The sequence below is a fragment of the Cronobacter malonaticus LMG 23826 genome (genome assembly GCF_001277215.2).
Lineage (GTDB): Bacteria > Pseudomonadota > Gammaproteobacteria > Enterobacterales > Enterobacteriaceae > Cronobacter > Cronobacter malonaticus.
In genome coordinates, this window is record NZ_CP013941.1 from 91,818 (window position 1) to 116,760 (window position 24,943).

Annotated in this window: 21 protein-coding genes and 1 pseudogene; 9 read left to right on the plus strand and 13 right to left on the minus strand. The window is 55.5% G+C overall.

What is annotated here, in order from left to right; all coding sequences use genetic code 11:
* Nucleotides 1-41: 41 nt before the first annotated feature.
* Complete coding sequence (locus AFK66_RS20465) at nucleotides 42-302, minus strand: DUF2534 family protein (protein WP_007780653.1); 261 nt, start codon at nucleotides 300-302, stop codon at nucleotides 42-44.
* 396 nt (nucleotides 303-698) lie between these two features.
* Nucleotides 699-1,727 carry a methyltransferase gene (locus AFK66_RS20470; protein WP_080630054.1) on the minus strand — a complete coding sequence of 343 codons (1,029 nt, stop codon included), beginning with the start codon at nucleotides 1,725-1,727 and terminating at the stop codon, nucleotides 699-701.
* Between the two features lie 617 nt (nucleotides 1,728-2,344).
* On the opposite strand from AFK66_RS20470, the gene AFK66_RS20475 reads away from it, so the two are divergent.
* Nucleotides 2,345-2,866, plus strand: coding sequence for an SMI1/KNR4 family protein (locus AFK66_RS20475; protein ID WP_007780643.1), 522 nt, complete (start codon nucleotides 2,345-2,347; stop codon nucleotides 2,864-2,866).
* Nucleotides 2,867-2,982: 116 nt separating this feature from the next.
* Nucleotides 2,983-3,228: a YmjA family protein gene (locus AFK66_RS20480; RefSeq protein ID WP_007780641.1), complete on the plus strand. Its 246-nt coding sequence runs from the start codon at nucleotides 2,983-2,985 to the stop codon at nucleotides 3,226-3,228.
* A 73-nt stretch (nucleotides 3,229-3,301) separates the two neighbouring features.
* Here AFK66_RS20480 and eitC read toward each other — a convergent pair whose 3' ends face one another.
* Genes eitC through eitA form a run of 3 tightly spaced genes read right to left on the minus strand, consistent with a single transcriptional unit; the run spans nucleotide 3,302 to nucleotide 6,104 of the window.
* A complete protein-coding gene (eitC, locus tag AFK66_RS20485) occupies nucleotides 3,302-4,060 on the minus strand; it encodes a siderophore ABC transporter ATP-binding protein EitC (protein WP_007775695.1) in 759 nt (252 codons plus the stop codon).
* A complete protein-coding gene (locus AFK66_RS20490) occupies nucleotides 4,057-5,097 on the minus strand; it encodes a FecCD family ABC transporter permease (RefSeq protein WP_007775694.1) in 1,041 nt (346 codons plus the stop codon). Before AFK66_RS20490 ends, eitC begins: the two co-directional genes overlap by 4 nt.
* Nucleotides 5,097-6,104: a siderophore ABC transporter substrate-binding protein EitA gene (gene eitA / locus AFK66_RS20495; protein ID WP_032968240.1), complete on the minus strand. Its 1,008-nt coding sequence runs from the start codon at nucleotides 6,102-6,104 to the stop codon at nucleotides 5,097-5,099. The genes AFK66_RS20490 and eitA overlap by 1 nt, the downstream gene beginning before the upstream one ends.
* 239 nt (nucleotides 6,105-6,343) lie before the next feature.
* On the opposite strand from eitA, the gene AFK66_RS20500 reads away from it, so the two are divergent.
* The 5 genes from AFK66_RS20500 to AFK66_RS20520 all read left to right on the plus strand — a co-directional run bounded on the left by AFK66_RS20500 (nucleotide 6,344) and on the right by AFK66_RS20520 (nucleotide 13,969).
* Nucleotides 6,344-7,579, plus strand: a complete 1,236-nt coding sequence (locus AFK66_RS20500; protein WP_050505975.1) for an MDR family MFS transporter — start codon at nucleotides 6,344-6,346, stop codon at nucleotides 7,577-7,579.
* Between the two features lie 178 nt (nucleotides 7,580-7,757).
* Nucleotides 7,758-8,591, plus strand: a complete 834-nt coding sequence (licT, locus tag AFK66_RS20505) for a BglG family transcription antiterminator LicT (protein ID WP_023897666.1) — start codon at nucleotides 7,758-7,760, stop codon at nucleotides 8,589-8,591.
* 139 nt (nucleotides 8,592-8,730) lie between these two features.
* Nucleotides 8,731-10,590: a PTS beta-glucoside transporter subunit IIABC gene (gene bglF / locus AFK66_RS20510; RefSeq protein WP_032983409.1), complete on the plus strand. Its 1,860-nt coding sequence runs from the start codon at nucleotides 8,731-8,733 to the stop codon at nucleotides 10,588-10,590.
* A 15-nt stretch (nucleotides 10,591-10,605) separates the two neighbouring features.
* The gene (locus AFK66_RS20515) at nucleotides 10,606-11,997 is read left to right on the plus strand and encodes a glycoside hydrolase family 1 protein (RefSeq protein ID WP_007780970.1); all 1,392 of its coding nucleotides are present in this window, start codon (nucleotides 10,606-10,608) and stop codon (nucleotides 11,995-11,997) included.
* A 988-nt stretch (nucleotides 11,998-12,985) separates the two neighbouring features.
* Complete coding sequence (locus AFK66_RS20520; RefSeq protein ID WP_032983408.1) at nucleotides 12,986-13,969, plus strand: tyrosine-type recombinase/integrase; 984 nt, start codon at nucleotides 12,986-12,988, stop codon at nucleotides 13,967-13,969.
* A 33-nt stretch (nucleotides 13,970-14,002) separates the two neighbouring features.
* On the opposite strand, the gene AFK66_RS20525 is transcribed toward AFK66_RS20520, so the two are convergent.
* The 4 genes from AFK66_RS20525 to AFK66_RS20540 all read right to left on the minus strand — a co-directional run bounded on the left by AFK66_RS20525 (nucleotide 14,003) and on the right by AFK66_RS20540 (nucleotide 17,518).
* Nucleotides 14,003-14,677, minus strand: a complete 675-nt coding sequence (locus AFK66_RS20525) for an SDR family oxidoreductase (protein ID WP_023897669.1) — start codon at nucleotides 14,675-14,677, stop codon at nucleotides 14,003-14,005.
* Between the two features lie 46 nt (nucleotides 14,678-14,723).
* On the minus strand, nucleotides 14,724-15,284 hold the full coding sequence (locus tag AFK66_RS20530) for a histidine phosphatase family protein (protein ID WP_032968600.1): 561 nt from the start codon (nucleotides 15,282-15,284) through the stop codon (nucleotides 14,724-14,726).
* A 10-nt stretch (nucleotides 15,285-15,294) separates the two neighbouring features.
* A complete protein-coding gene (locus AFK66_RS20535; protein ID WP_007780985.1) occupies nucleotides 15,295-15,576 on the minus strand; it encodes a hypothetical protein in 282 nt (93 codons plus the stop codon).
* Nucleotides 15,577-15,859: 283 nt separating this feature from the next.
* Entirely contained in the window at nucleotides 15,860-17,518 is a 1,659-nt protein-coding gene (locus tag AFK66_RS20540; protein ID WP_032983405.1) for a methyl-accepting chemotaxis protein, read from the minus strand.
* A gap of 294 nt (nucleotides 17,519-17,812) precedes the next feature.
* On the opposite strand from AFK66_RS20540, the gene AFK66_RS20545 reads away from it, so the two are divergent.
* Complete coding sequence (locus AFK66_RS20545; protein ID WP_007780989.1) at nucleotides 17,813-18,613, plus strand: MBL fold hydrolase; 801 nt, start codon at nucleotides 17,813-17,815, stop codon at nucleotides 18,611-18,613.
* Between the two features lie 15 nt (nucleotides 18,614-18,628).
* On the opposite strand, the pseudogene guaD reads toward AFK66_RS20545, so the two are convergent.
* Nucleotides 18,629-19,921, minus strand: a pseudogene (gene guaD / locus AFK66_RS20550) (guanine deaminase); the annotation flags it as partial.
* A gap of 605 nt (nucleotides 19,922-20,526) precedes the next feature.
* Here guaD and AFK66_RS20555 point away from each other — a divergent pair.
* Complete coding sequence (locus tag AFK66_RS20555; RefSeq protein WP_032968603.1) at nucleotides 20,527-21,123, plus strand: glutathione S-transferase family protein; 597 nt, start codon at nucleotides 20,527-20,529, stop codon at nucleotides 21,121-21,123.
* Between the two features lie 34 nt (nucleotides 21,124-21,157).
* On the opposite strand, the gene AFK66_RS20560 is transcribed toward AFK66_RS20555, so the two are convergent.
* From AFK66_RS20560 to AFK66_RS20570, 3 genes are all read right to left on the minus strand, one after another.
* Nucleotides 21,158-21,559, minus strand: coding sequence for an Exc2 family lipoprotein (locus tag AFK66_RS20560; protein ID WP_007780998.1), 402 nt, complete (start codon nucleotides 21,557-21,559; stop codon nucleotides 21,158-21,160).
* A 222-nt stretch (nucleotides 21,560-21,781) separates the two neighbouring features.
* Nucleotides 21,782-23,728 carry a methyl-accepting chemotaxis protein gene (locus tag AFK66_RS20565; RefSeq protein ID WP_032983403.1) on the minus strand — a complete coding sequence of 649 codons (1,947 nt, stop codon included), beginning with the start codon at nucleotides 23,726-23,728 and terminating at the stop codon, nucleotides 21,782-21,784.
* A gap of 362 nt (nucleotides 23,729-24,090) precedes the next feature.
* Nucleotides 24,091-24,861: an AAA family ATPase gene (locus AFK66_RS20570; RefSeq protein ID WP_007781004.1), complete on the minus strand. Its 771-nt coding sequence runs from the start codon at nucleotides 24,859-24,861 to the stop codon at nucleotides 24,091-24,093.
* Nucleotides 24,862-24,943: the final 82 nt, after the last annotated feature.

Consider the following 24,943-nt stretch of genomic DNA (forward strand, 5'->3'; position numbering starts at 1 on the left):
AATTCATTCAGCGCGGCAATAAAACCCGCCCGAACGCAAACTCAGCCGCGATCGTCTTTTGGCCCCAGAAAGTAGAACGCGAAGGGAAGCGAGATGATAAACGAGAACGGCACGCTGTAAATCAGCACCCACGCGCCCTGCATGATAAACATCGACGCGCTCCAGTGTTCCATCGGCATGTTGTACTGCTCTTCCACGCCCTCAAACGTGACGCGGGAGACGACCGTCAGTACGGTGATGAAAACAATCACCAGTGCCGTCAGAAATTTTTTCCCGTCACGGGTACGCAGTTTTTCCAGCATGATCTCTCCGGTTTGGTTTTCCCGCGGTGTTTTGGCGTTTGTACCGGCTGGCGGCGCCATGTGGTTGCATAAACAGCGGGAATGAAAAGTGGCGCAAGTGTATCGTAAATGGCAGGCAAATGTTACGGTCTGGAGGGATATGTGGCGGCGCGCAAAGGTTTTTTTCAGTGCGTGCAATCTATCTTATGTTAAATGGCCGGTAGCTACGCAGGCTATGAACGCTCCTCCTGATAAATTCGATGCCTGTTACTCAAATACCACAGACCGTTTTTGAAAGCGAGTTGCACTGATTCAGCGGCATTACTGCAGGAGAGGAATACCTCTCCTGCCCTTTACTTAACGTGTTCTGCTAACCCGCGTTACGTCAGAAAACTTTTATATTCCGGCACATCGGAATCAGGCGACCACGGCTTCTGCGATGGAAACGTAGCATCCCGTTGTGATGACACGACTAAGCTTCAGCCCTGCACTTGCCAGCAGTGTGCGTAACGACGCTTCACTGCGTGTCTGTCCGCCGTCAAAACTTGCCAGGAGTAAGAGATCTATTTCATTACCGCCATGCCAGTGGTTCCCTTCAGGAATAATGGGTTCCATTATTAGCAGTTTCGATTTCTCATGCATGGCTTTCCGGCAGTTGAGCAGGATATTTCTGGCCTGCTTATCGGGCCAGTCCATTGTGATATATTTTAATAAGTAAAAATCTGCAGAAGGACAGGATTCAAAAAAACTGCCTGGTTGTATTCGCCAGCGCGTATCATCTCCAAGTTCGCCCAGCCGGTGTCTGGCCAGAATATCAGGCCGATCGAAAAGTATGCCGTGCAGTGTCGGATTACGCCGTAAAATGGCCAGCAATAACCCGCCCATTCCTCCCGCTATGTCTACGACTGTTGCATTTTCAGGAAAAGGATAGCTTTCCGATAAAAACCTATTTTCCACCGCTGACATGGATGACATACCGGTATGGAAATCGTAGCCTTCTCTTTGATTTCCTTTATCTGCCCAGTATTCATAGAAAGACATGCCGTACAGGTTTTTAAAGGAGGACGTGCTGCGCAGGCTCTCTGTCAGGTTGCCGGATGGCGACCAGAACGTTTTATCGGTCAGCATTAACACAGCCGCACGCAGTGAATAAGGATGATCCGAACAAAGGTACTCCGCTGCAGGGGTGAGGGAGAACCGGCCATCAGGAGCGGCTTCGAAAATATGTTTCGAAGCGAGCATACGCAGAAGACGATACAATCTGGCTCCGTCCACCTTCAGTTCTGTCGCGAGTTCCTCAGCGGTTTTCGCGCGTTCTTTCAGTTGGTCTGCCACTCCAGTTTCGGCGGCAGCACGCAGCGCGGCCTGAAAGGTAAACCCCATCGCCTGTTCCAGCAAATATGTTGCGGGATCATTTTTTTGACATTTATCTGTAGTTTCTAACATTTTGATATTCACTCCTCTGATTCATTATTTATACATATGAAAAATAAGTATTCAGAAAGGCGCAATATAATATATTTTATGAACGCTTCAGCATCGACGAGAAAACTTCTCCCCGCCACGCATGAAACAGAGATATATATTTATCCCCACGTTGTGTAATTGTTTCAGCTTTTGCCTGAAATATAATATCCCGGCGAAATAACTAGGGTTAATATCATTAACTTTCATTCTATTGATAATTCAGCGCCACAATCAAGTGTGGCTCCTCTTTAGTTAAAGTCAAATAGCGTTCTGTTTATATGCGCCATTGTTGTAAAAAATCAAAAAAATGATTCGGGGAATAAGATTTTTGGTCATGCCAGAGACTCATGGCTGATTTAAAACCCACCTATCCAGCTAGTGTCAGCCCGGCGAAATGCGTTTGGGGTTAATGCTGGATCTGGCGATAAAAACCAGATTATTCAATATGTTATATCCGATAAGAACAGGATGTGGCGAAACGGCATTTTTATCGTGTTTTGAAGCAATCTGGCCTGACATAAACTTTACCTGTCAAAAGAATATCTGTACTGGTAGATTAAAAAAGCCAGTCACTATAACTCAGAGAAGGAAAAACCATGCCAGTCTCCTGTGGAAAAATGATTACAGAAGCTGACATCCAGCGCCTGGAAAAAAGATACCGCATCAGCTTGCCTGAAGATTATAAAACGTTCCTTCTGTTAAATAATGGCTTTGTGGTAAAAAGCCCGGATTACTGTAATTTAACGTATCGCGGTGTCGATGAGGGCGCTATTGCGTTTAACGCTCTGTTTGGGATGCAAGCGAAAAACGATTATTATGATGTCATTTATAATAACGATGAGCTATTAAGTGAACTGGATTTTATCGACAGCAAATTAATCATCGGCGACGATCCGGGCGGTAACTATTTTTTGCTGCTGAATGGGGAACACCAGAAAGGCATATTTTACTGGGACAGAACGCATCTGCATGCGGAAGATACTCTTCAGGATTTTGAGATACCCGAGCAAAATGAGTGCGGGAACCTTTACAGGTTAAGCGACACGTTTACTGCATTTTTTGAAATGATATCCGAACAAACGCTTGCTCAGGGGATGAAGGTCAATCGTGATCTGTAAGAGTATCACTGACCCCGCGTCGCCATTTTCCGCGCCAGCGCGCTGCCAGAAATGGTACTATCTTACTCATAACGCCCTGTCCCGACAGGCATAAACACCACCATCAGGAACGCCCTATGAGTAATGATATTCCTATCAAGTTTTATGACATCGCTGACGAGTACGCGACGGAAACAGAGCTGCCGGTAAGCGCTGCGGAGCGCGATCGCCTGGCGCACTACTTCCAGCTGTTAATCACCCGACTGATGAACAACGAAGAGATCAGCGAAGAAGCTCAGCATGAGATGGCGCGCGAAGCGGGGATCCCTGAGGGGCGTATCGATGAAATCGCCAACTTCCTGAATCAGTGGGGCAACGAGTAACGCCCCTGCGCCGCTCAGCCTTTGCGAAAAAAAACGGCCCCTTTACGGGGCCGTTTTACGTTACGGTTTTTGATTAAACAAAGTGGATGTGCTTTTTGCCGTGATGGGGTGAAACCTCAATGCGCGCCTCCACCTTGAAGACCTCGCGCAGCATCGCTTCCGTCAGCACCTCATCCGGCGTCCCGCTCGCCACCACCTGCCCGCCCTGCATCACAATCAGCGCATCGCAGAACATCGCGGCGTGGTTGAGATCGTGCAACGCCACAATGCTCGTCACCGGCAGTTCGCTGATGAGGCGCATCAGGTGCATCTGGTGATGAATATCGAGATGGTTGGTCGGTTCATCCAGCAAAATCTCGCCGGGCGACTGCGCCAGCGCCCGGGCGATATGCACGCGCTGCCGCTCGCCGCCGGAAAGATGCTGCCACCCGTCGTCGCGGCGGTTGAACATATCCACGCGCTCCAGTGCCTGGCGCACAATCTCATCATCCTGGTGAGTCCAGGATGAGAGCGGCGAATGGTGCGGGATCCGTCCAAGCTTCACCACGTCGCGCACGCAAATATTGGCGTCGGTCATGGCGTGCTGTTCAACGAACGCCACGCGCTGCGCCAGCTTTTTCCTGGACAACCGCGCGATATCGCCATCGTCCAGCAACACCCTGCCCGCATCCGGGCGGCGAAGCCCCGCGAGAATGCGCAGCAGCGAGGATTTCCCGGAGCCGTTCGGGCCGAGCAGGCCAAGCGTTTGTCCAGTCGGCACGCTCAGCGACACGTTATTCACGATGCGCTTTTTACCCGCCGACCAGCTGATGTTTTCCGCGCGGATGCTCATGAGAATCTCCTTGAGCGATACAGAATCACCGCAAAGAACGGTACGCCGACCAGCGCGGTGACCACGCCCACCGGCAGGCTCTGCGGCGCTATCAGCGTGCGCGAGGCGATGTCCGCCAGCACCATCAGGATGGCACCCATCATCGCGCAGGCGATCAGCAACCGGCGATGCAGCGGGCCGAAGAAATAGCGCATCACGTGCGGCACCACCAGCCCGACAAAACCAATCGAGCCCGCCATGCTGACAATGGCCGCCGTCATCAACGCCGTTACCGCAAAGAGGATCAGGCGCACGTAACCGACCGGAATGCCGAGCGAGGCCGCCGCGTCATCGCCAAAGGTAAAGGCGTCCAGCGCTTTGGCGTGCCACAGGCAGACCGCCAGCCCAATGACGACAACCGCCAGGACGAGCTGAAATTCCGGCCAGCGCACGCCGCTGAAGCTACCGAGCAGCCAGAACATCACATCGCGCGCCTGTTGTGCGCTGGCGGCGGTGCTGATGGTATAGGCGGTGATGGCGTTGAAAAGCTGTGAGGCGGCGACGCCTGCGAGGATCGTGCGCTCATTGCCGCCGCGCGCGCCGTTGGTCAGCAGTGCCACGAACGCGAACGCGGCGAATGCCCCGGTAAACGCGCCCACAGAGAGCGACACCGCCCCGCTGCCGATGCCGAGCACGACGATTGACACCGCGCCGGTCGACGCCCCGGCGGAGACGCCGAGCACGTAGGGTTCCGCCAGCGCGTTTTTCAGCAGGCTTTGCAGCACCGCGCCGCAAATAGCCAGGCCCGCGCCGCTGCACGCGGCCACCAGCGCCCGGCTGAGACGGAAATCCCAGATAACCGTTTCATGGATGCGGTTAAGCGGCACGGCGGTCAGGCCGAGCTTGTTAGTCACCGCCGCAAAGGTGGTTTGCAGCGGAATGGAGAGTTCGCCGATGCCCACGCTCAGTGCGATCACCAGCGCGAGCACGACGACAGAAAGCGCCAGCAGGATGAACGACGGCAGACGCCGGGTGACGGTTAAAGAGACGTCCGCCATCAGTTCAGCCCGAGCTTCTCAAGCTGCGCCGCCACCTGCTCCGCGCCGTAGAGGGTGCGGATGGTCGGGTTCATCGCCTGGCCGTCCATCACCACGATATGCCCCTTTTTCACCGCGTCGAGCTGGCTGACCGCCGGATCGGTTTTCAGGAACTGGATTTTCGCGTCGGCGTTATCCAGCGCCCAGCGGTTGCGGTCAAGGCTGGAAACGACGATCACATCCGGGTTGGTGGCGATGATGCTCTCCCAGCTCAGCGTCGGCCATTCGCTTTCAGACGTGACGGCATTATGGCCGCCGAGCAGATGCGCGATGTAACCCGAAGCGCCGTTTTTGCCGCCGACATAGGCGTCAGCGGAAGGCGACGCGCTGGAGAACCAGAAGAGATACGACAGGTTTTTATGATTTTTGCCGAATTTTTCTTTCAGGGCCGCTTCGCGCGCTTTGAAATCTTTGGTGAGCGCCTCACCGCGCGCCTCGACGTTGAAAATTTTCGCCAGATCGTCGATTTCTTTATAAAGGTACGTCATATCCCACAGCTGGCTGCGGCTGCCGTAGATATCGCCAGTGTTTTTCTTCGTAACGCAGACGCCAGGTGACAGATAGCTGTTAATACCCACCGCCGCGAAATCTTCACGCTTCGCGACTTTACTGTCCGGGCCTAACAGCAGCGGGATCTGCGCGGCGACAAAATCCGGATTCTGCGCAAGGATCGACTCCAGCGTCGGGATCTCAACCGTCAGCAGTTTGACCTTTTCATTTTGCTTCGCGAGCTGCGGCAACACTTTTGTCGGCCAGAAGGCACTGGCGGCCATTTTGTCTTCAAGTCCCAGCAGCAGCATGATTTCGGCGGTGTTCTGCCCGAGCGCCACCATGCGCTCCGGCGCTTTCGTAAAGGTGACTTTCATGCCGCAGTTATCAAGGGTCAGCGGGTATTGTGTGGCAAGAACGGGCGCCGAAGCGGCGCAGAGCAGGCAGAGCGCCAGCGCGTTTTTTACTAAAGCATTCATCAACATCAACCTTAACGTGTTTTTATCGCCGCATGCCGCACGGGAATGGTTACGGGCCGGACAAATTAGAATTTGTATTATGCAAATGAAAATCATTCTTAAGAGGAGGTCTTATACCGGGGCGCCTGCGGGAAGTCAATATCGCCTCGTAAGCGGTTTTTGGCCGGTGAAAGTTGCCAGAGACGGCGCAAATATGTTTTATGAATGCCCTTACTTTTCTGAACAGTTATGCGGTCTTCATGTCCACTCATGCACCCCATGCCACGAGGCACACCTCTCCTTACCTGCTCTCCGCCAGCCAGCTGGTGTTTAACATCGGTTTTTACGCGGTGGTGCCGTTCCTGGCGATTTATCTGCGCGACGATATGCTGCTCTCCGGCGGGCTTATCGGCACCATCATCGGGCTGCGCACATTTTCGCAACAGGGCATGTTTCTGCTGGGCGGCGCGCTTTCCGACCGCTACGGTGCACGCACTATTATCCTGTGCGGCTGCGTGGTGCGTATAACGGGCTATTTGCTGCTGGCGCTGGGCGGCTCGCTCTGGGCGGTGGTGCTCGGCGCGTGTCTGACGGGCGTTGGCGGCGCGCTGTTTTCACCGTCGATTGAATCGCTGCTGGCGCAGGCCGGCACGCGCAGCGAGGCAGAAGGCAAGCGCAGCCGCGCCGAGTGGTTTGCGCTTTTTGCCGTCTGTGGCGAACTGGGCGCGGTGCTCGGCCCGGTACTTGGCTCGCTGATGGCCGGGTTTGGTTTTAAAACGATGGCGCTCGCGGGTGCGGGCGTATTTATTGTCGCGCTAGTGGCGCTGTTTATACTGCTGCCGCGCACGCCGCATCGCGACGGCCCGCTGCAGATTGTTCCCTGGTGGCAGACCTTTCATCAGCCGCGCTTTGTCGCGTTTATCCTGGCCTACAGCGCCTATCTTTACAGCTATAACCAGCTTTATCTGGCGCTGCCGGTGGAGCTGCGCCGCTCCGGCAGCAGCGATGCCGCGCTCGGGCCGCTCTTTATTCTCGCCTCGCTGCTGATCATTACGCTGCAACTGCCGCTCGCGCGCGTTTCGCGCCGTTTCGGGCCCGCGCGTATGTTACCGCTCGGTTTCGGGCTGCTGGCGGCTTCGTTTGTCAGCGTGGCGCTGTTTGCCCCGCTTCCGCCTTTTGCCGGCTGGCTGCGGCTGCTGCCCGCGGCGTGTATGGTGACGCTCCTGACGCTGGGCCAGATGATTATCGTCCCGGTGGGGATGGATCTGGTTCCCCGTTTCGCCGCCGGGCGCAATCTCGGGGCGCATTACGGCGCGCTGGCCTCGATGGGCGGCGTGGCGGTGCTGGCCGGGAATTTTCTGCTGGGCGACGCGCTGGATAACGCGCTGACGCCCGGCGTGCAGGCGGCGGTGCCGTGGCTGCTACTGGCCATCTTCCCGCTGTGCAGCGCGCTGGCGATGGCCGTGTTATGTCGCTTTTACGCGCCCAAGGCGTAGACGCGTTGTCTGGTTATTAAATGTCCATAGCCGCGCTGGCTCACGTTTTTCAGGAGGATATATTGAGCTGGTGAATAAAAGTGCTAAGGTGAGATAACTGGATTGTCACTGCTGCGGCAGGCAAAACCTGATTTCTGGCACTCGCCGGAGGTCAGGTTTTTTTGTTTTCGGGGTTCGGATGAAGATCGCCAAAATTCTTAATAACAATGCCGTGTTTGTGCTGGATGCGCAGGGGCGCGAGCAGGTCGTGATGGGCCGCGGCCTGGCTTTTCAGAAGCGTACAGGCGACGAGCTCGACGCCACGCGCATTGAAAAGGTGTTCGCGCTGCAAAGTGATGAACTGGTGCGCCGCCTCGGCGAACTGCTGGGCCAGATCCCGCTGGAGGTCATGACCACCTGCGATCGGATCATTGCGCTCGCCGCTGAACGGCTCGGCCGGTTGCAGGAGAGCCTCTACGTGACGCTGACCGACCACTGCCACTATGCTATCGAGCGCCAGAAAAAGGGCCTGGCGATCAAAAACGTGCTGCTGTGGGAGATAAAACGGCTCTACCCGAAAGAGTACGCGCTGGGTCAGGAGGCGCGGGCCATAATAGCCCGGCGGCTCAGTGTGGAACTGCCCGAGGATGAGGCGGGGTTTATCGCGCTGCACCTGGTGACGGCGCAACTCAACAGCGAAATGCCCGAGGTGATGCACGTCACCCGCGTGATGCAGGAGATCCTGCAACTGGTGAAGTATCAGCTTCAGCTGGAATACGATGAAGAGTCGCTGAGTTATCAGCGTTTTGTCACCCATCTGAAGTTTTTCGCGCAGCGAATGCTCACCCGCACCGTGGTGGCGGATGACGATCTCTCGCTGCATTCGGCGGTGAAAGATAACTATCCGCAGGCATGGCGCTGCGCGGAGAAGATTTCCGGTTATCTCAGTAAAAGCTATCAGCGCGAGCTGACGGCGGAAGAGATGATGTTTCTCGCGATTCATATCGAGCGGGTAAGAAAAGAAGGGCGTTAAGCCCCGGCCTCTGGGCCATATAAAAAAGGATTGTGACTGCTCCGGCAGGCAAAACCTGAGCGCGGCACCCGGTATTCGGGCGGCTGCTCTCGGGTTTTTTTATGTCTAAAACTCAGTTAACGCATTGAAGGAAAACGGAATGGACTATCAGGCATTAGCACAGGATATTCTCGCCCGCGTGGGCGGCAAAGAGAATATCAGCAGCGTCATCCATTGCGCCACGCGTCTGCGCTTCAGGCTTAAAGATAACGGCAGGGCCGATGCGCAGGGCCTGAAAGCGCATCCGGGCGTCATCATGGTGGTGGAGAGCGGCGGTCAGTTCCAGGTGATGATCGGCAATCATGTGCATGACGTCTGGCTGGCGGTCTGCCGCGAGGCGGGCATTACCGAAGACGCGGCGCCGGCGGCCGATGACGCGCCACGTGGCAGCCTGCTGGCGCGCCTTATCGATATCGTCTCCGGTATCTTTACGCCGTTTATCGGCGTGCTGGCGGCCTCGGGTATTCTGAAAGGATTACTGGCGATCGCGGTTGTCTGCGGCTGGCTCAACACCAGCAGCGCCACCTATAAAATCTGGTTTGCCGCGAGCGACGCGCTGTTCTTTTTCTTTCCGCTGGTGCTGGGCTATACCGCCGGGAAAAAGTTCGGCGGCAATCCATTTATCACCATGACTATCGGCGGCGCGCTGACGCACCCGACGATGATCGCCGCCTTCCAGGCGAGCCAGCAGGCGGGCGCGCTGACGGAGACGTTTCTCGGCGTGCCGGTTATCTGGTTCAACTACAGCGCCTCGGTGATCCCGATTATTTTTGCCGCCTGGGTAAGCTGCTGGCTGGAGAAACAGGGCAACCGGCTGTTGCCCTCCGCAGTTAAAAATTTCTTCACTCCCCTGCTCTGCCTGGGGGCCACTGTGCCGCTCACCTTTTTGATTATCGGCCCGGTCGCCACCTGGCTCAGCCAGATGCTCGCGAACGGCTATCAGTTTATCTACGCCTTCGCGCCGTGGCTCGCGGGCGCGGCGGCGGGCGCGCTCTGGCAGGTGTGCGTGATTTTCGGGCTGCACTGGGGGTTGGTGCCGCTGATGGTCAATAACCTCGCGGTGCTCGGGCAGGATTCGCTGTTGCCGATGCTGCTGCCGGCGATTATGGGCCAGGTGGGCGCGGCGCTGGCCATCTTTTTGCGCAGCCGCGACGCGCGGCAAAAAACGTTGGCCGGATCGTCTGTTACCGCCGGGATTTTCGGTATTACCGAGCCTGCGGTCTACGGCGTTAACCTGCCGCTGCGACGGCCGTTTATTTTCGGCTGCGTGGCGGGCGCGGTTGGCGGCGCGATTGTCGGCTTCAGCCACAGCCACGTTTACTCGTTCGGGTTTGCCAGCGTCTTTACGCTCGCGCAGATGATCCCGCCGGGCGGCGTGGACGCGACCCTCTGGGGCGGCGTATTCGGCACGCTGACGGCGCTGGTGCTCGCCTGCGGATTAACGCTCGCCGCCGGGCTGCCGGGACGTATCAAAGAGAGCAGCAACACTTCTCAGGCGCTTCCGCAGAACGCCGCGCTGGCACCGCTTAGCGGGACGGTGCTGGCGCTTGATGACGTGCCGGACCCGACCTTCGCCAGCGGCCTGCTGGGCGCGGGCGCCGCCATTATTCCTTCCGGTAACGAGGTGCGCGCCCCGTTCGCGGGCAGCGTGGCGTCGCTGTTCGAGACGCGGCACGCCATCGGCTTACAGGGCGATAACGGGATGGAGCTGCTGATCCATGTCGGCATCGATACCGTAAAACTGGAGGGTAAACCTTTCACCGCCCATGTGCGCGTCGGCGACCACGTACAGCCGGGCGACCTGCTGATCACCTTTGATCGTCAGAGCATCATTGACGCAGGCTATGATTTAACCACCCCGATTATTATCAGCAACAGCGACAGCTACCGCGCAGTGACGACAGTGGCGGCCACGGCCGTCACTGCTGGCATGCCGCTGCTGGCCGCTGAACCGGCTTAATCACAGGAGAACATCATGAAAACTTTCCCGGACGGCTTTCTGTGGGGCGGCGCCGTCGCCGCAAACCAGGTTGAGGGCGCTTATCTTACGGATGGCAAAGGGCTTTCCACCTCTGACGTGCAGCCTGAAGGCATTTTAGGCCCGGTGGTTGAGCGCGTGCCAGGCGACAGCGGCATTAAAGACGTGGCGATCGATTTTTACCACCGTTACCCGGACGATATCGCCCTGTTTGCCGAAATGGGCTTTAGCTGCCTGCGCGTTTCCATCGGCTGGACGCGTATCTTCCCGAACGGCGACGAACAGGAACCCAACGAGGCGGGACTGGCGTTCTACGATAAGCTTTTTGATGAACTGGCGGCGCATAACATCACACCGCTGGTGACGTTGTCACATTATGAGATGCCCTGGGGGCTGGTGACGCAGTACGGCGGATGGGGCAACCGCGAGACGATCGGTTTTTTCGAACGTTATGCGCGCACCGTGTTCACCCGTTACCGGAACAAGGTCAAACTGTGGCTGACCTTTAACGAAATTAATATGTCGCTGCACGCGCCGATGACTGGCGTCGGCCTGCCGGAAGAGAGCACGCAGGCGCAGATTTATCAGGCTATCCATCATCAGCTGGTGGCGAGCGCGCTGGCGGTGAAGGCGTGCCACGAGATAATCCCGGACGCGAAAATCGGCAATATGCTGCTCGGCGGCCTGATGTATCCGCTCACCTGCAAGCCGGATGATGTCTTTGCGGCATTGCAGGAGAACCGCACCTGGCAGTTCTTCGGCGATATCCAGTGCCGCGGCGCTTATCCTGGCTACATGCTGCGTTATTTCCGCGACAACGGTATCTCGCTGACTATTACCGAGGAAGATCGCGCGGCGCTGCGCTCAACGGTCGATTTCATCTCCTTTAGCTACTACATGACCGGCTGCGTGACGACTGACGAGGCGCTGAACCAGCAGGCGCGCGGCAACATTCTGAATATGGTGCCGAACCCGCATCTGCAAGGCTCTGAGTGGGGCTGGCAAATCGACCCTGTCGGGCTGCGCACGCTGCTGAATGTGCTCTGGGATCGCTATCAGAAGCCGCTGTTTATCGTTGAGAACGGACTTGGCGCGAAAGACCGCGTGGAGGAAGACGGCACCATTAACGATGATTACCGCATCAATTATCTGAACGATCATCTTGTTCAGGTGCGCGAGGCGATTGAGGACGGCGTGGAGGTGATGGGCTACACCAGCTGGGGGCCGATTGATCTGGTGAGCGCCTCGAAGGCCGAGCTGTCGAAACGTTACGGCTTTATCTATGTCGACCGCCACGACGACGGCAGCGGCACCTTCGCCCGCAGCCGCAAGAAAAGCTTTTACTGGTACAAAGACGTGATTGCCAGCAATGGCGGATCGCTGCGCTGAGGCGCATACCACGCTGGCGGGCTTTATGTTCGCCGCGTTTTTTCTTTTCCAGCCCTCTGCTTTTTTTGCCGCCTGTTTAAAAACAGCAGAATAATATTAGAAACGCTTAAGAATTTTCTTGGTTTATGAAACCGGTCTCAGCGGTTAAAACACTACGGGTGCTTATTTTGGCTTTTCTCTTAATGCTTACATTTCCTGATACTTTCCTGACAATATCTCCATAGTTTTTTAAACAGGCCAGCAGGATAAGCTTTTCATTAAACGATAAAACTCCGTTTTAAATAAATGGAATAAAAGACGTACCAATAAAAGCGGTTCGCTATTTAATCAGAATGATTAAATATAAAACAGTTAAACTGCTGAAAAAGGGACTTTTTTTGGTGAGAGCGGAAGCGTCGTCAACCCTGACAACGCTTCCGGGAGAGAGGTTTAACGGCGTTTGCCGCCACGTGAAGGCAGCGTGCGCGATTTCACCAGAACCGTATGCTTATAAAAGGCATAGGCGATGACAGCAACCAATAAGACAATCAATGCTATGGTCATTTTGACGATAACCTTCCTGATGGTGTGACTATTTTAATAATGACGGTATATCATACATGAATCTATATTACAGATGCATCTTTATTATTTTTGTGGCTGTTTAGCCAGCGTTTAATAATATTCTGTTCCGTATTTCATTATCAATAGCAGGTTAAACCTGTACAGGGTTCATCCTGAGGTTATTGGTAATAAGCATCCCTAAGAGGTGAGAAATTCGCCTGCCGCTTCAGACTACCACGACCGCTGCGTTCCATTGCCATAGCAAAAACGGATGACGCTTTGCTGCCATCCATTTCATTGCCCCGTTCGAACTGAAGGTGATGAAGGCTACTTATTAAAATGTACCTTTGAAAAAGTAGCTTTACCGAAACGCGAGGTTAAGGGGATAATCCTGCTACTTTTTACGAGGCGCAACATCGCGGATGCGTGCGTTTATGGAGGGGTGATGACGGAACTGCCTGACGACAACCTGCTGCCTGGCGCTTTTTCAGGAGAGCACTTCAGCGATCTCCGCCCGCTCGCCGTGGGTGGCGAGGCGCGGCCCCTCAACCCGGCGATGGCCTATCTTTTAAGCCTGCCGTCTGCCGCGAGCCGCCAGACCATGCGATCCTTTTTGCATATCGTCGCCGGCATGCTCGGTGCCCGCGCGATGCAGCACTGCCCGTGGGGCAGCCTGCGGCGGCATCATGTGCAGGGCTTACTGGAGATGCTTTCGGCATCCGGCCGCGCGCCTGCCACAATCAACACTTATCTGTCTGCGATGAAAGGCACCGCCCGCGAGGCGTGGATGATGAAGCTGATGGATACCGACAGCTATCAGCAAATCCTTGCCGTACGGGCGGTACGCGGCAGCCGTCTCACCCGCGGGCGGGCATTGACTGCACAAGAAGTTCGCGCGCTGTTTTTGCTCTGCGAGCAGGACAAAAGCTGTAAAGGCCCTCGCGACGCGGCGATGCTGGCGGTGATGCTGGGCTGCGGGTTGCGCCGCTCGGAGGTGGTCGGGCTGGATTATGCGAGCATCCTCGAGTCAGACCAGGCCCTGCGCGTGCTCGGTAAAGGCAATAAAGAGCGGCTGGCATTTATGCCGGATGCGGTCTGGCAGCGGCTCCGGCACTGGACTGACAGCGTGCGCGGCGAACACCCCGGCCCGCTCTTCACCCGCATTCGCGCCGGTGACGATGTCACGTCTGAGCGCCTGACCCCACAGGCGGTGTACCATATTCTGAACGAGCGCCGTATGCAGTGCGGCATCGATGACTGCGCGCCGCACGATCTTCGCCGCACGTTCGCCTCCATGATGCTCGATAACGGCGAAGATCTGATCACAGTGCGTGACGCAATGGGCCATGCCAGCGTCACGACGACGCAAAAATATGACCGCCGCGGCGATGCCCGCCTGCGCCGCGCGGCAAATAAAATCAAGCTTTGAAAACGTCTGGCTGTATGGCGTTTCGATACACCTCTACGGCGCAATCTCCCGCCCGCGGTAATCGATAAAGCGGCACTGCGGCTTATCCAGCGCGGCGTTAATAACGTCTTTCAGCCCTGCCGCGCTCTCGTCTACCGTCACCGGCGCGCGCTTGCCGCCCATATCGGTCTGGACCCAGCCGGGGTGGAGCAACAGCACGCTGCGTTTACCCGGCAGCGCTGTTGTCACGGCAAACGAGCGCGCCAGCGAATTCAGCGCGCTCTTACTGGCGCGATAGAGCGCCATGTCACCCGTATCGTTATTTGTGTAGCTGGCGGTGCTGGAGGACATAAAGGCTATAACACCGCCTTCACGTACCTGCGAGAGCATCATTTCCGCCAGCCGCACCGGCGCGATAGCGTTGGTCAGAAAGAGCGAGGCAATCTCCTGTTCGGTGGCCTGCGATACGCTCTGATGATTCGGCCCGAAGATACCGGCGTTAACGATGAGCGCATCGAAGGTTACGGCACTGAGCTGTTCATGAAGTCGGGCACAGCTCGCCGGGTCGGTCATGTCCAAGATTTGCGTCGTGATACGCGGATGGGTGTCCTCGCTTTTTTTCTCGCGCACGGTGGCAATGACGTCGGCGCCATCTCGCGCGAAAGTGTCTGCAAGACCACGGCCAATCCCGCGTGATGCGCCAATAATCAGGATATGCTGTACCGTCATGATTCTTTTACCTGCAATAATAATGAACCTATGCTGTTGGGTTTAATCACTCCGAAAGTCGATAAACCCCTGCTCCCCAGTAGTCTTCTTCGGATTTGCGGATTTCGCACCAGCCCTGACGAAGAAGGCGGCGGGCAATCAAACGATTCATAATGCCATGCCCCATCAGTAGCACCGGACCTTCCTTGTTGCTGGCAAGCGTTGCCAGGTTTTCCGCCGCCGTCGCCGCGCGCGCTTTTGCGGCATGCAGCGTTTCAGCATTGCCCAATAACCCGCACAGCCATAGCACGCGAAAAATGCCACTCCATGCCAGAGGCGACAAACGCAGCCCGCCGATACCATACGCCGGAAGCTCTGCCTCTCGGTATAAGGTATCGGTTTGCACTGGCTCATAACCGAGTGCTTTTAGTGAAGAGATTGCGCGCGGTAAGTCGCTGCTGATAACCGTATCTGCGCGGGCCGCCAGTTGACGGCTCGTGGAAGGGGGAACATCGCTCCCTGTATCAGCCTCGTTATAACGGCTTATCCAGCCTGGCATATTTCGGGCACCGATCACGCCTGAATTCGCTATATCAGGCCTGCCGTGGCGCATCAGAATGATTTCCATATCTTCCTTTCTACAGGTGAAACACCTGGGATGAGAAAAAATATCCCACCAGCGCCAGTACTACCACAATAACGCCTGAAAAAATCGCTCCGCTGGCCCATGCGAAGGGGGCGATCTCCTCTTCTTTTTTGATATCCGCGTAACGCTTTAGCGCCTGCTCTGCCAGGGCCGCGTCAATTTCTTCGAACTGTTTTTCGTAACCTTTGGCTTTCAGCCGCGAGGCTTTTTCAGTATCGGCTTTGTCGAGCGCAAAAAGCTGGCTGCCTTTTTTAAAGAAGACGAACGTGGTCATGGTGGACTCCTGTCGTGGTGACGCGCTATGCCTAACATACCGGAACGAAATGCATTTTGTATATTAATACCTTAAAGCGCATTTAACGGAAAAGCAGACCGTCGCTGATACATAAAACCATGAATAAGTGTCCATCAGTCGGGATGGGAAAACAGAGGAAGTGGTGGCGGGGAATTATTCGCAGTACGGTCGATCATGCCCTGGACGATCGGTAATCCGCCTGTAAAAACGCCCGGTACAGGTACCGGGCGTGGCGTAAAAAATAATCTTTTTTATCTGCTAATCAGAAGCTTTGCCAGTCGTTATCTGATACTGCGGCGGCGGCGGGCACCGGGCGCAGCGTTTTAATCGGCGTAACCGGTGCGGCGGCATGACGCGCCGCGCTTTTAACGTGACTTGTGGCGGCGATGGTAAATGCACCAACCAGCTGGTTCAGGGACGCGGCCTGCTCCATCAGCGACTGCGACGCCGCCGAGGCCTGTTCGACCAGCGCGGCGTTCTGCTGGGTCACATCGTCCATCTGGTTGACGGCCAGATGGACCTGGTTGATGCCCTGCGCCTGCTCCTGCGCTGCCACAGAGATCTCATCAACAATATCCGTTACCTGACGCACCGCCTCGGTCATCTTGCTGATGTTCTGGCCGACACCTTCCGCCTGGGTGGAACCCGTCTCGACATACTGCATAGAGTTTTCAATCAGCTCTTTGATTTCACGTGCGGAGGAGGATGAACGTTGCGCCAGCGTGCGCACTTCACCGGCCACCACGGCAAACCCTCTGCCCTGCTCGCCCGCACGCGCCGCTTCCACCGCAGCGTTGAGCGCCAGAATGTTGGTCTGGAAGGCAATCCCCTCGATCATCGCGATAATGTCGGTGATTTTCGAGGAACTATCGCGAATACTGCTCATGGTCGCCAGCATGGTATTAACGCGCGACTGGCTGTCTTCCGAAATATCGCGCGCGTTTTTCGCAAGCTGGCTTGCAAGCTGGGTATTTTCCGCGGTCTGACGCACGGTTTCGCTCAGCTCTGACATGCTGGCTGCAGTCTGCTCCAGCGAGGCGGCCTGTTCTTCAGTACGTGAAGAAAGATCTTCGTTACCGGCGGAGATCTGGCCGGAAGCAGAGCTGACCGACTGCGCGGACGCTTCGACAGCGGCGAGTGATGAAGCCACATTGGCTGCCAGCGTATTATATGCTTTGGCCGTCTGGCCTATCTCATCCTTACGGGAATCGTCAGCGCGCAGTGTCAGATCAAGATGCTCGCTCGCGGTTTCCAGCGTCTGGCGCATGCTGTTGAGCTGGTTGCGAATCGAGAAAATCGTCTTCAGCGTGAAGAAGCCGAGAATAAGAATGACCACTGCCGAGCCGCCAATCAGCGTCCAGAGCGTCTGGTAATAGGAGCTATCATTTTCCTTACGCAGCGTTTTGCCGACGTCAATGTTGACCCCCAGCTGTTTCTGATACAACGCGATAAGCTGACGCGCGGCTCCGCCGACACCGTTGTCATCACGCAGTGCGGCGAGCGCGACAGCGTTATTGTGCGCACGCGAGCTCTCTAAAAATGCCGGTAACCGGGACTGAAGCGTCTGGATCAGTGTGCCGGCGCTTTCAGAAATCTGCCGGTCTTCCTCGCTGGAGATTTCATTTTGCAGATAAAACTGGTTCTGCGTGGAGATGCGGTTAATGACCGTATTGATCTCTTTTTCAATCTCGGCCTGACCTGATGCGTCAGCGGTATTCTGGTGGCGGTAGAGCCAGATAATCAACGTATTACTACCATCAATCATTTTGCCGATATCAAGCACCGACGGAAGTGTGTTTTCCTGGACGTACTGGAACCTTGCCTGAAAATTGCTGACGACCACCACCGATGTGATCACCATAGCGATCAGCGCGGCAGAAAGTAATGAAAACGTCAGCATAAGACGTTGTGTAATGGACATGGAGTGTTTCCTCGGTGTTGCTTATTTTTGCTGTATGGAGCCAGTGCTTAAATCAAACCGGCACAACGAATATCGGCAGCCAGGCGGCCGATAATTAGCCCGGCCCGTAGGCTTTTTCGTATGATCATGATTCTCAAAACATTAAATTTTTTAAACTAAAGGCATGTTAATTATGTGGTAATTCGGTGCGGTGCTTTTTTTCGGCTCGCCACGTCAGTTTGCTCTAAGGTTTATGTCAGTAAGCGAAAGCCCGTGCACCGTTGCGCTGGCGTCGCCACACCTCAGGAGGCCTTTGTGATCACACTGTGTAACGCCTGCGGCACGTCATATCAGGTTGACAATGCCCGGCCACAGCGCTGCAAAATTTGCGACGATGAGCGGCAGTTTGTCCCGGTAACGGGGCAGCAATGGGTGGCGCGTGATGCGCTGCTGGCGACCCATTCCAATAAATGGAAGCAGCATACCCCGGATCTTTTCAGCATCCGGACGGTGCCGGATTTTGCGATTGGCCAGCGTGCGTTTCTGCTGCGTACCCCGCAGGGGAATATCCTCTGGGACTGCGTCGCCACGCTGGATGACGCCACAAAAACCCTGATTTCTGCGCTCGGTGGGCTGATGGCTATCGCCATTTCGCATCCGCACTTTTACACCACGATGCAGGACTGGGCGGCCGCTTTTAACGCGCCGGTGTATCTGCACGCCAGCGACCGCGAATGGATCATGCGCGACAGCCCATTTATCCGGCTGTGGGAGGGAGATGAAATGGCGCTTGCTGAGGATATTCGTGTGATTCGCCTCGGTGGGCATTTTGCCGGCGGCTGCGTGCTGCATGACGCGCGCGGCGATGGGCTGCTGCTGACTGGTGATATTTTGCAGGTGACACCGGGCGCGAACAGCGTCTCTTTTATGTGGAGTTACCCGAATATGCTGCCGCTCCCGGCAGCGACCGTCAGGGCAATGACCGACCGGCTCCGGGGCGTGACATTTTCGACGCTCTGGGGCGCGTTTGAAGGCCGTGAAATTACCGCCGACGCCAGCGAGCGGGTGCGCCGTTCGGGCGAAAAATATGTGGTTTGTCTGAATCGTGCGGATTAACGCGTTGAATGATGCTCAGTTCCGCTCATACGCGACCCGACCATCAACGTAAGTGCGGTATATCGCGCGATCGTCACCCAGCGTCATCATCACAAAAAGCTTATCAAACAGGGTCACGGAATTGTCATAGCGGAGCTGCTGCAGCGGCGTTGAGGTCGGCTCCAGCACCACAAAATCCGCCTCTTTGCCCGGCATAAAGTTGCCAATCAGATGATCAAGCCCCAGCGCCTTCGCGCCGCCCAGCGTGGCGAGATAAAAGGCCTCGTCAGCGGATAACGGATAGCGCTGCAACTGCCCGACTTTATACGCCTCGTTCAGCGTTTGCAGCATGTTGAATGTCGTTCCTGCGCCAATGTCCGTCCCGATACCGACGTTCACTTTTTTCTGCCACGCTTTGTGCAGATTAAACAACCCGCTGCCGAGATAGAGATTGGACGTAGGACAGAAAGCGATACTGGAGCCGGTGTGGTGCAGGCGATCCCACTCGCTGTCTTCCAGATGCACGCAGTGCGCAAAGATGCAGGTGTGCCCGGTCAGGCCATAGTGGTGATACACATCCAGATAGCCGTCACGCTCCGGATACAGCGTTTTCACCCACTCAACTTCGGCTTGATTTTCAGATAAATGCGTCTGGAACCAGGTATCCGGATATTCTTCGCGCAGGCGCTGCGCCATCGCCAGTTGTTCCGGTGTCGATGTCGGGGCAAAACGCGGCGTGATGGCATACAGCAGTCGCCCTTTCTTATGCCATCGCTCAATCAGCGCCCTGCTTTGTTCATAACTGCTTTGTGCATCATCCAGCAGCCAGTCCGGCGCGTTGCGATCCATCATGACCTTACCGGCGATGAGACGCATGTTTATCAGGCTGGCTTCCTCGAACAGCGCGTCCACCGACTGCGGATGAACCGAGCCAAAAACCAGCGCCGTGGTGGTGCCGTTACGTAATAGCTGCTTTATGAAAAAAGCGGACATCTCGCGTGCGTATTCCCGGTCTTCATAGCGCCGCTCGGCAGGGAACGTATATTTGTTCAGCCAGTCCAGCAGCTGTTCGCCATACGCGCCGACCATTTCACTTTGTGGGTAATGAATATGGGTATCGACAAAACCGGGCACAATGATTTTCCCGCGATAATCCCGTACGCGAACTGTCTCCGGAACCTGTTCTTTTCCTTTTTCCCACTCACCGAACCATTCAATTTTACCGTGGCGAATCAGCAATAAGCCGTCTTCAATAAACCGCAGCGCCGGTGCTATCTCCTGAGGGGTTTCAGCGGTCCGGGTGAAATCTATAAAACTGCCGCGTACGGCTGGTCTGTTCTACTGGCATCGGAAACTCCTGCGAGCTGTCTTTTTTTCTTCGGCGACTCTCTATTGATGGGTTTTAATGCACTTTTCGTAGTATAGGGTTTTATCTCAGAACGGCATTGCGATGGCGCAAGTCATGTCCGGCGCACAGGCTCAAACGGCGTGCCTTTACCCTGCTAAGCCAAAAACCATGCAGCGAATTGATGGTTTCACTACACCTTCGGAGTGGGACTGACGTAGTCAGGCCGTATCTCCGGCCTACGGGTCCGCAGGAGCCGTCTGGCGGTGTAGTTACAACATACGTTTAAGCGAATCCGGTTTACCCGCCCTTCGGGCGGGCGCGGGCGGCCCGGCAATGGGTGAGTGCGCGCTCAGGGGGTTCAGGAACAAATCTGACGCCACAACCGCGGCCGGAAGCGACACGAAGGTTTCAGAACAGCACATACGGTTTCAGTGACTATCCCGTATAGCTTCATTGTATGTTGTAACTATCAATAAGGCGTTTCTTGTGTGCTTTTACTGGTAATGGTGGCTGACAACGTCGATATAGTATTGCCGTCAGTAAACGTAAAAGTAACGGCCATCGCTACGCCAACAGGAGACACTACGTGATTGTTTATACTTATCCCAGGAGCCGCTCGCTCAGGGTGCTCTGGACGCTTGAAGAACTGGGCGTGCCGTATGAGTCCATCAAAGCCGATATTCTTTGCGACGCCCCGACGGTACCGTCGCCGCATCCACACGGTAAAGTCCCGTTTTTGACAGATGGCGACGTTTCTATCTCCGAGACGCTGGCCATCTGCACATGGCTTTGCGAAAAACAGCCTGCCACCGCGCTCTTTCCCGCCGATCCCGCCCGACGCGCCGCGATAAACAGCTGGATCAGTTTCGCCTTAACGGATCTGGAATCGCCGGTATGGAATTTACTTAAACAGATGATTTTTGTGCCGGAAGCGCAGCGGTCCGCCGCACTGACACATTATTTCAAAACCGAAGCCGCGAAAGCAGTGGCGATGGTGGATTTGGCGGACAACGCGCCGTGGATAACGGGCAACGATTTTACGCTGGCCGATATTTTTATGTCGCATACGCTTTTCTGGGCAAAACTGGGCGGTATTACGCTTGGCGAGACGCTCGAAAATTACGTGAATCGCGCCTTTTCCCGCCCCGCGTTTACCCAGGCCCAGTTGCGAAATAACCAGTGATGACGGGTCATCATTAACGCCGCCGCGTATGCCCTCACCGGCCGTAAAAGCCGTCCAGATAGGTCTGCGCCAGATCGTCACCCAGCATCCATTTTTCGCGCGGGCTGCTGTTGTCATCGAGAAACTGGCCGCGATGATTGGCAAATTCACTGGTGGTCTGCATACCGCCGGCATCAGCACGGTAAGCCTTCGCCTGGCGCTCTGCCCAAGCGACGTCGCGCCCCTGCGCTTTATCCGTTTTGCCCTGGTTATAAACACTGGTAAATGCAGGCAAAAGCGCGGCGATGCTGCCTGCTTTATCAACCCTTAAATTCGCGTCGTGCGACTCCATTCCCTGCAGCACATAGTGGCGCGCGTGCATTTCCGGCGACGTTCTGGTCGTACATCCTGCTAACAGCGCAGCCACAGCCACCACTACCACTCCATAACGCCTCATACTTTCTTCCTGAAGTTGTCGGTTTATCGCGTTGAGGCCCGACGCATTTAGCTTTTGCGCGCTAACCCCATGTACCAGGTAATAAATATTACCGCGCTAAATAAGGGGTTAATACATACCTAATCAGGGGGTTGCGCAGACATCGCAGACATGCCTCCACTAAATACCAATAAAAAACCGCGCAGGGCTAACCCTGCGCGGCTCATCTTTAACACTCCGTCGTCAGGCCATCTGCTGACGGGTACTGAAGAACGCCAGTGCGGTCTCCAGCGCTTTCGCCTGCTCTTCAAGCGACATCGCCGCGGCGGAAACCTGCTGCACCAGAGAGGCGTTCTGCTGCGTCACGCTGTCCATCTGGTTCACCGCCACGCTTATCTGATCCACGCCGCGAGTTTGCTCATCCAGCGCCCGTACGATTTCATTGATAGCAAGATGAACGCTGGTAACGGCCTCAATGATCTGTTTCATCGTCGAGCCGGTTTCATTGACCAGCGTCACGCCCTGCCCGACGCGCCCGGTCGATTCTGCGATGAGCTGTGAAATCTCCTTCGCCGCGTTGGCGCTGCGGCTCGCGAGCGTTCGTACCTCACCGGCCACGACAGCGAAACCGCGCCCCTGTTCACCGGCGCGCGCCGCTTCCACGGCCGCGTTCAGCGCCAGGATGTTAGTCTGGAAGGCGATGCTGTCGATGATGCTGGTGATGTCGCTGATTTTCTGCGAGCTTTCATCCACCTGCGACATTACATGCACCACGCGATCGACCAGTGCTTCGCCCGCACCGGCGATATCCTTCGCGTGCTCCGTCAGCACAATAGCGCGCGACGCGCTCTCGGCGTTGTTTTTCACCGTCGCGGAAATTTCCTCCATGCTGGCCGCCGTCTCGACAATCGCCGCCGCCTGCTCTTCGGTGCGGGAGGCCAGATCGGTATTGCCCGCCGCGATTTCGCTGCTGCCGGCGCGAACAGAGTGGCTGGCGTCGCTGATATCGCCGACGATCTCACGCAGCCGCGACTGCATGGTGCTTAACGCATAAAAGATGCTCCAGGTATCGCCCTGCTGCACCGGAATGACATTATTCAGGTTGCCATGCGCCACAGAGAGCGCAATTTCGGCTGCCTCCAGCGGCTCGCCGCCCACCGGTCGCGCCACTTTGCGGGTAAATACCAGCGCCACCACCAGGCTCACGACCGCGATGCTCAGCACCATCAAAATGAGGGCATTGATAAGCCCCTGCCAGGCTTCGGCCATCACCACGCTGACCGGCGTGACCACCGCCAGTTTCCACGGCGTGCCGCTGTTGCCCACGGCAATCGTGTTCCAGGTGATAAACGCCGGTTCGCCCAGCACCGGATCGTCATAGCGGATCACCTCGCGGCCCGTCACGGTGCCTTTGTAGGGCTTGCCGATGGTCGCTTTATCCGGCGCGGAAATGACTTTATTGTCTGCCGAGAGCAGCAGCGCATAGCCGACGCCATCCCACGGTTTGATAGCGCCTACCATCTTTTGCAGCGTTTCGAGAGAGAAATCAGACGTCACCGAGCCCTGGAATTTGCCGTCGCGCATAATCGGGGCGGCAATCGAGGTCAGCATCACGTCCACACCGTTGTACGGGTAGATGTAAGGCTCGATGATGACATCTTTCTGGCGCTGGCGCGGGAGGACATAATAGTCGCCGCTGCCAGGCGTTTCATAATCCACCAGATTATGCAGCGCCGGGTTACCGGCACTGTCGCGGTCCACATAACGCGCATAACGCCCTTTGGGATCCTGGCCCGCCTGCCCTGCAAACGTGGCATCACTTGCGTCAAAGGCGTTGGGTTCAAACGTCAGTGACATCGACAGGAAATCATCATGGGCGCGCAAAAAGCTGATTAACAACTGCTCCAGCCCTTTACGATCGTTAAGCCCGGATTCATGCAGCGCCCAGGCGCTGATCCCCACGTCGCGTGCGGCTGTTAACGCCGAATCCAGACGACGGCTCACCTCTAAGGTTTCCGTTTGCGCAATTTGTTGCAGGTGTTTTTTCGCGACATATTCCTGCTGTGACATCGACTGCCAGAGCAGTAAGCCCATTGTGATGCCAAAGCCTGCCGTTATCGTGACAAAAATCGATAACAACATCAGGGTTTTGGTCTTAAGCCTTCTTTTCGAAAGGTGCTGATCGATCATTATCATCTCCTGGACGCCGCCAGAAAGGCGGGACATATTTACTCACTATCGGCAACTATCCAGGAAGTCTTATGCGTATGGGTCATTTAATTTTCTTAACGCAAACGGGACAGAATAAGCGAAACGGGGAAACGTATTACGATCAACGAGAAGGAAAATGCGCAGGAAACAGGAAAAAAAGCGGGCCGCCTGACATCGCGGCAGCCCGTAAACAGAATATTGGCTAAGGTGCCCCTTTCCTGATGATGCTATCGTAGCGCCTGAACCTTAAGGGAAACTTAAGGCATAAGTTAAATCTTAAATATTTATGTGATGGCACCATCATTACGCGAATTCAATGTTGAAAATGGGGGCTAAAAATCTCAAACCTCAGCAAATTCCAGCTTCGCTTTTACGCGTTCAAGCGCCTGAAGATAATCGATATTCTCAATAAGCTGGTGTAATTCTCGCGTTTCTCCGCCTGACTCCGCCAGCGCATCTTCAATAAACGGCAAATGACCAAAACGATGTAAGATCACGTTTTTCTTTTGCATCCCGTTCAGCGAACAAAGCGTGATATAGCGGAAGCGCTTTTTATAGGTGGCATCATTTTTGAGTTTTTCCACAGCCTCGCACGGCGCGGAAATAATGCAGCGGAATGGCGTTATCAGATACGGCTTAAGCAAGGTGAGAACGCGCATCCCTGGCGACATCTCGTCATTGTCCGCCGTGAACGCATGCGTGCCGTCCAGGTACAGAATGACTTTATGCCGCTCGGCCAGCGCCACGGCAAACGCCAGCTTTTTCTCTGTCTCTTCCTCACTGGCATTCCCGGCAAACAGCGACACCATATTAATTTCAGCCAGATGGCAGCCTGGCTGGATCTGCGACAGGTAACGCGAGAGATTACGGACAAAACAGGACTTGCCGACGCCCTCATTGCCGGAGACGACAAGACTGTTGGTATTGCGGCAGGATAAAATTGCCAGAGCAGAAAGGATTTCCGTTTCACGATACATGACATCCGGGATATTCCCGCTGGCGAGCATTCCCATCAGATCGCTGGCATGAATACCACTTTCTTTTAACTGGGAATAAAACGCCTTCCTGTCATGTTGTGGCTCAATGGTGAACAAATTGTTAGGTGGTGTCATTTTATTTTCCTTAAGCGTGTAATTACAAAAGTAATAATCCCGGCCTCATTCATTTCTGAATAAGGCGCTTAATCGCGCTACG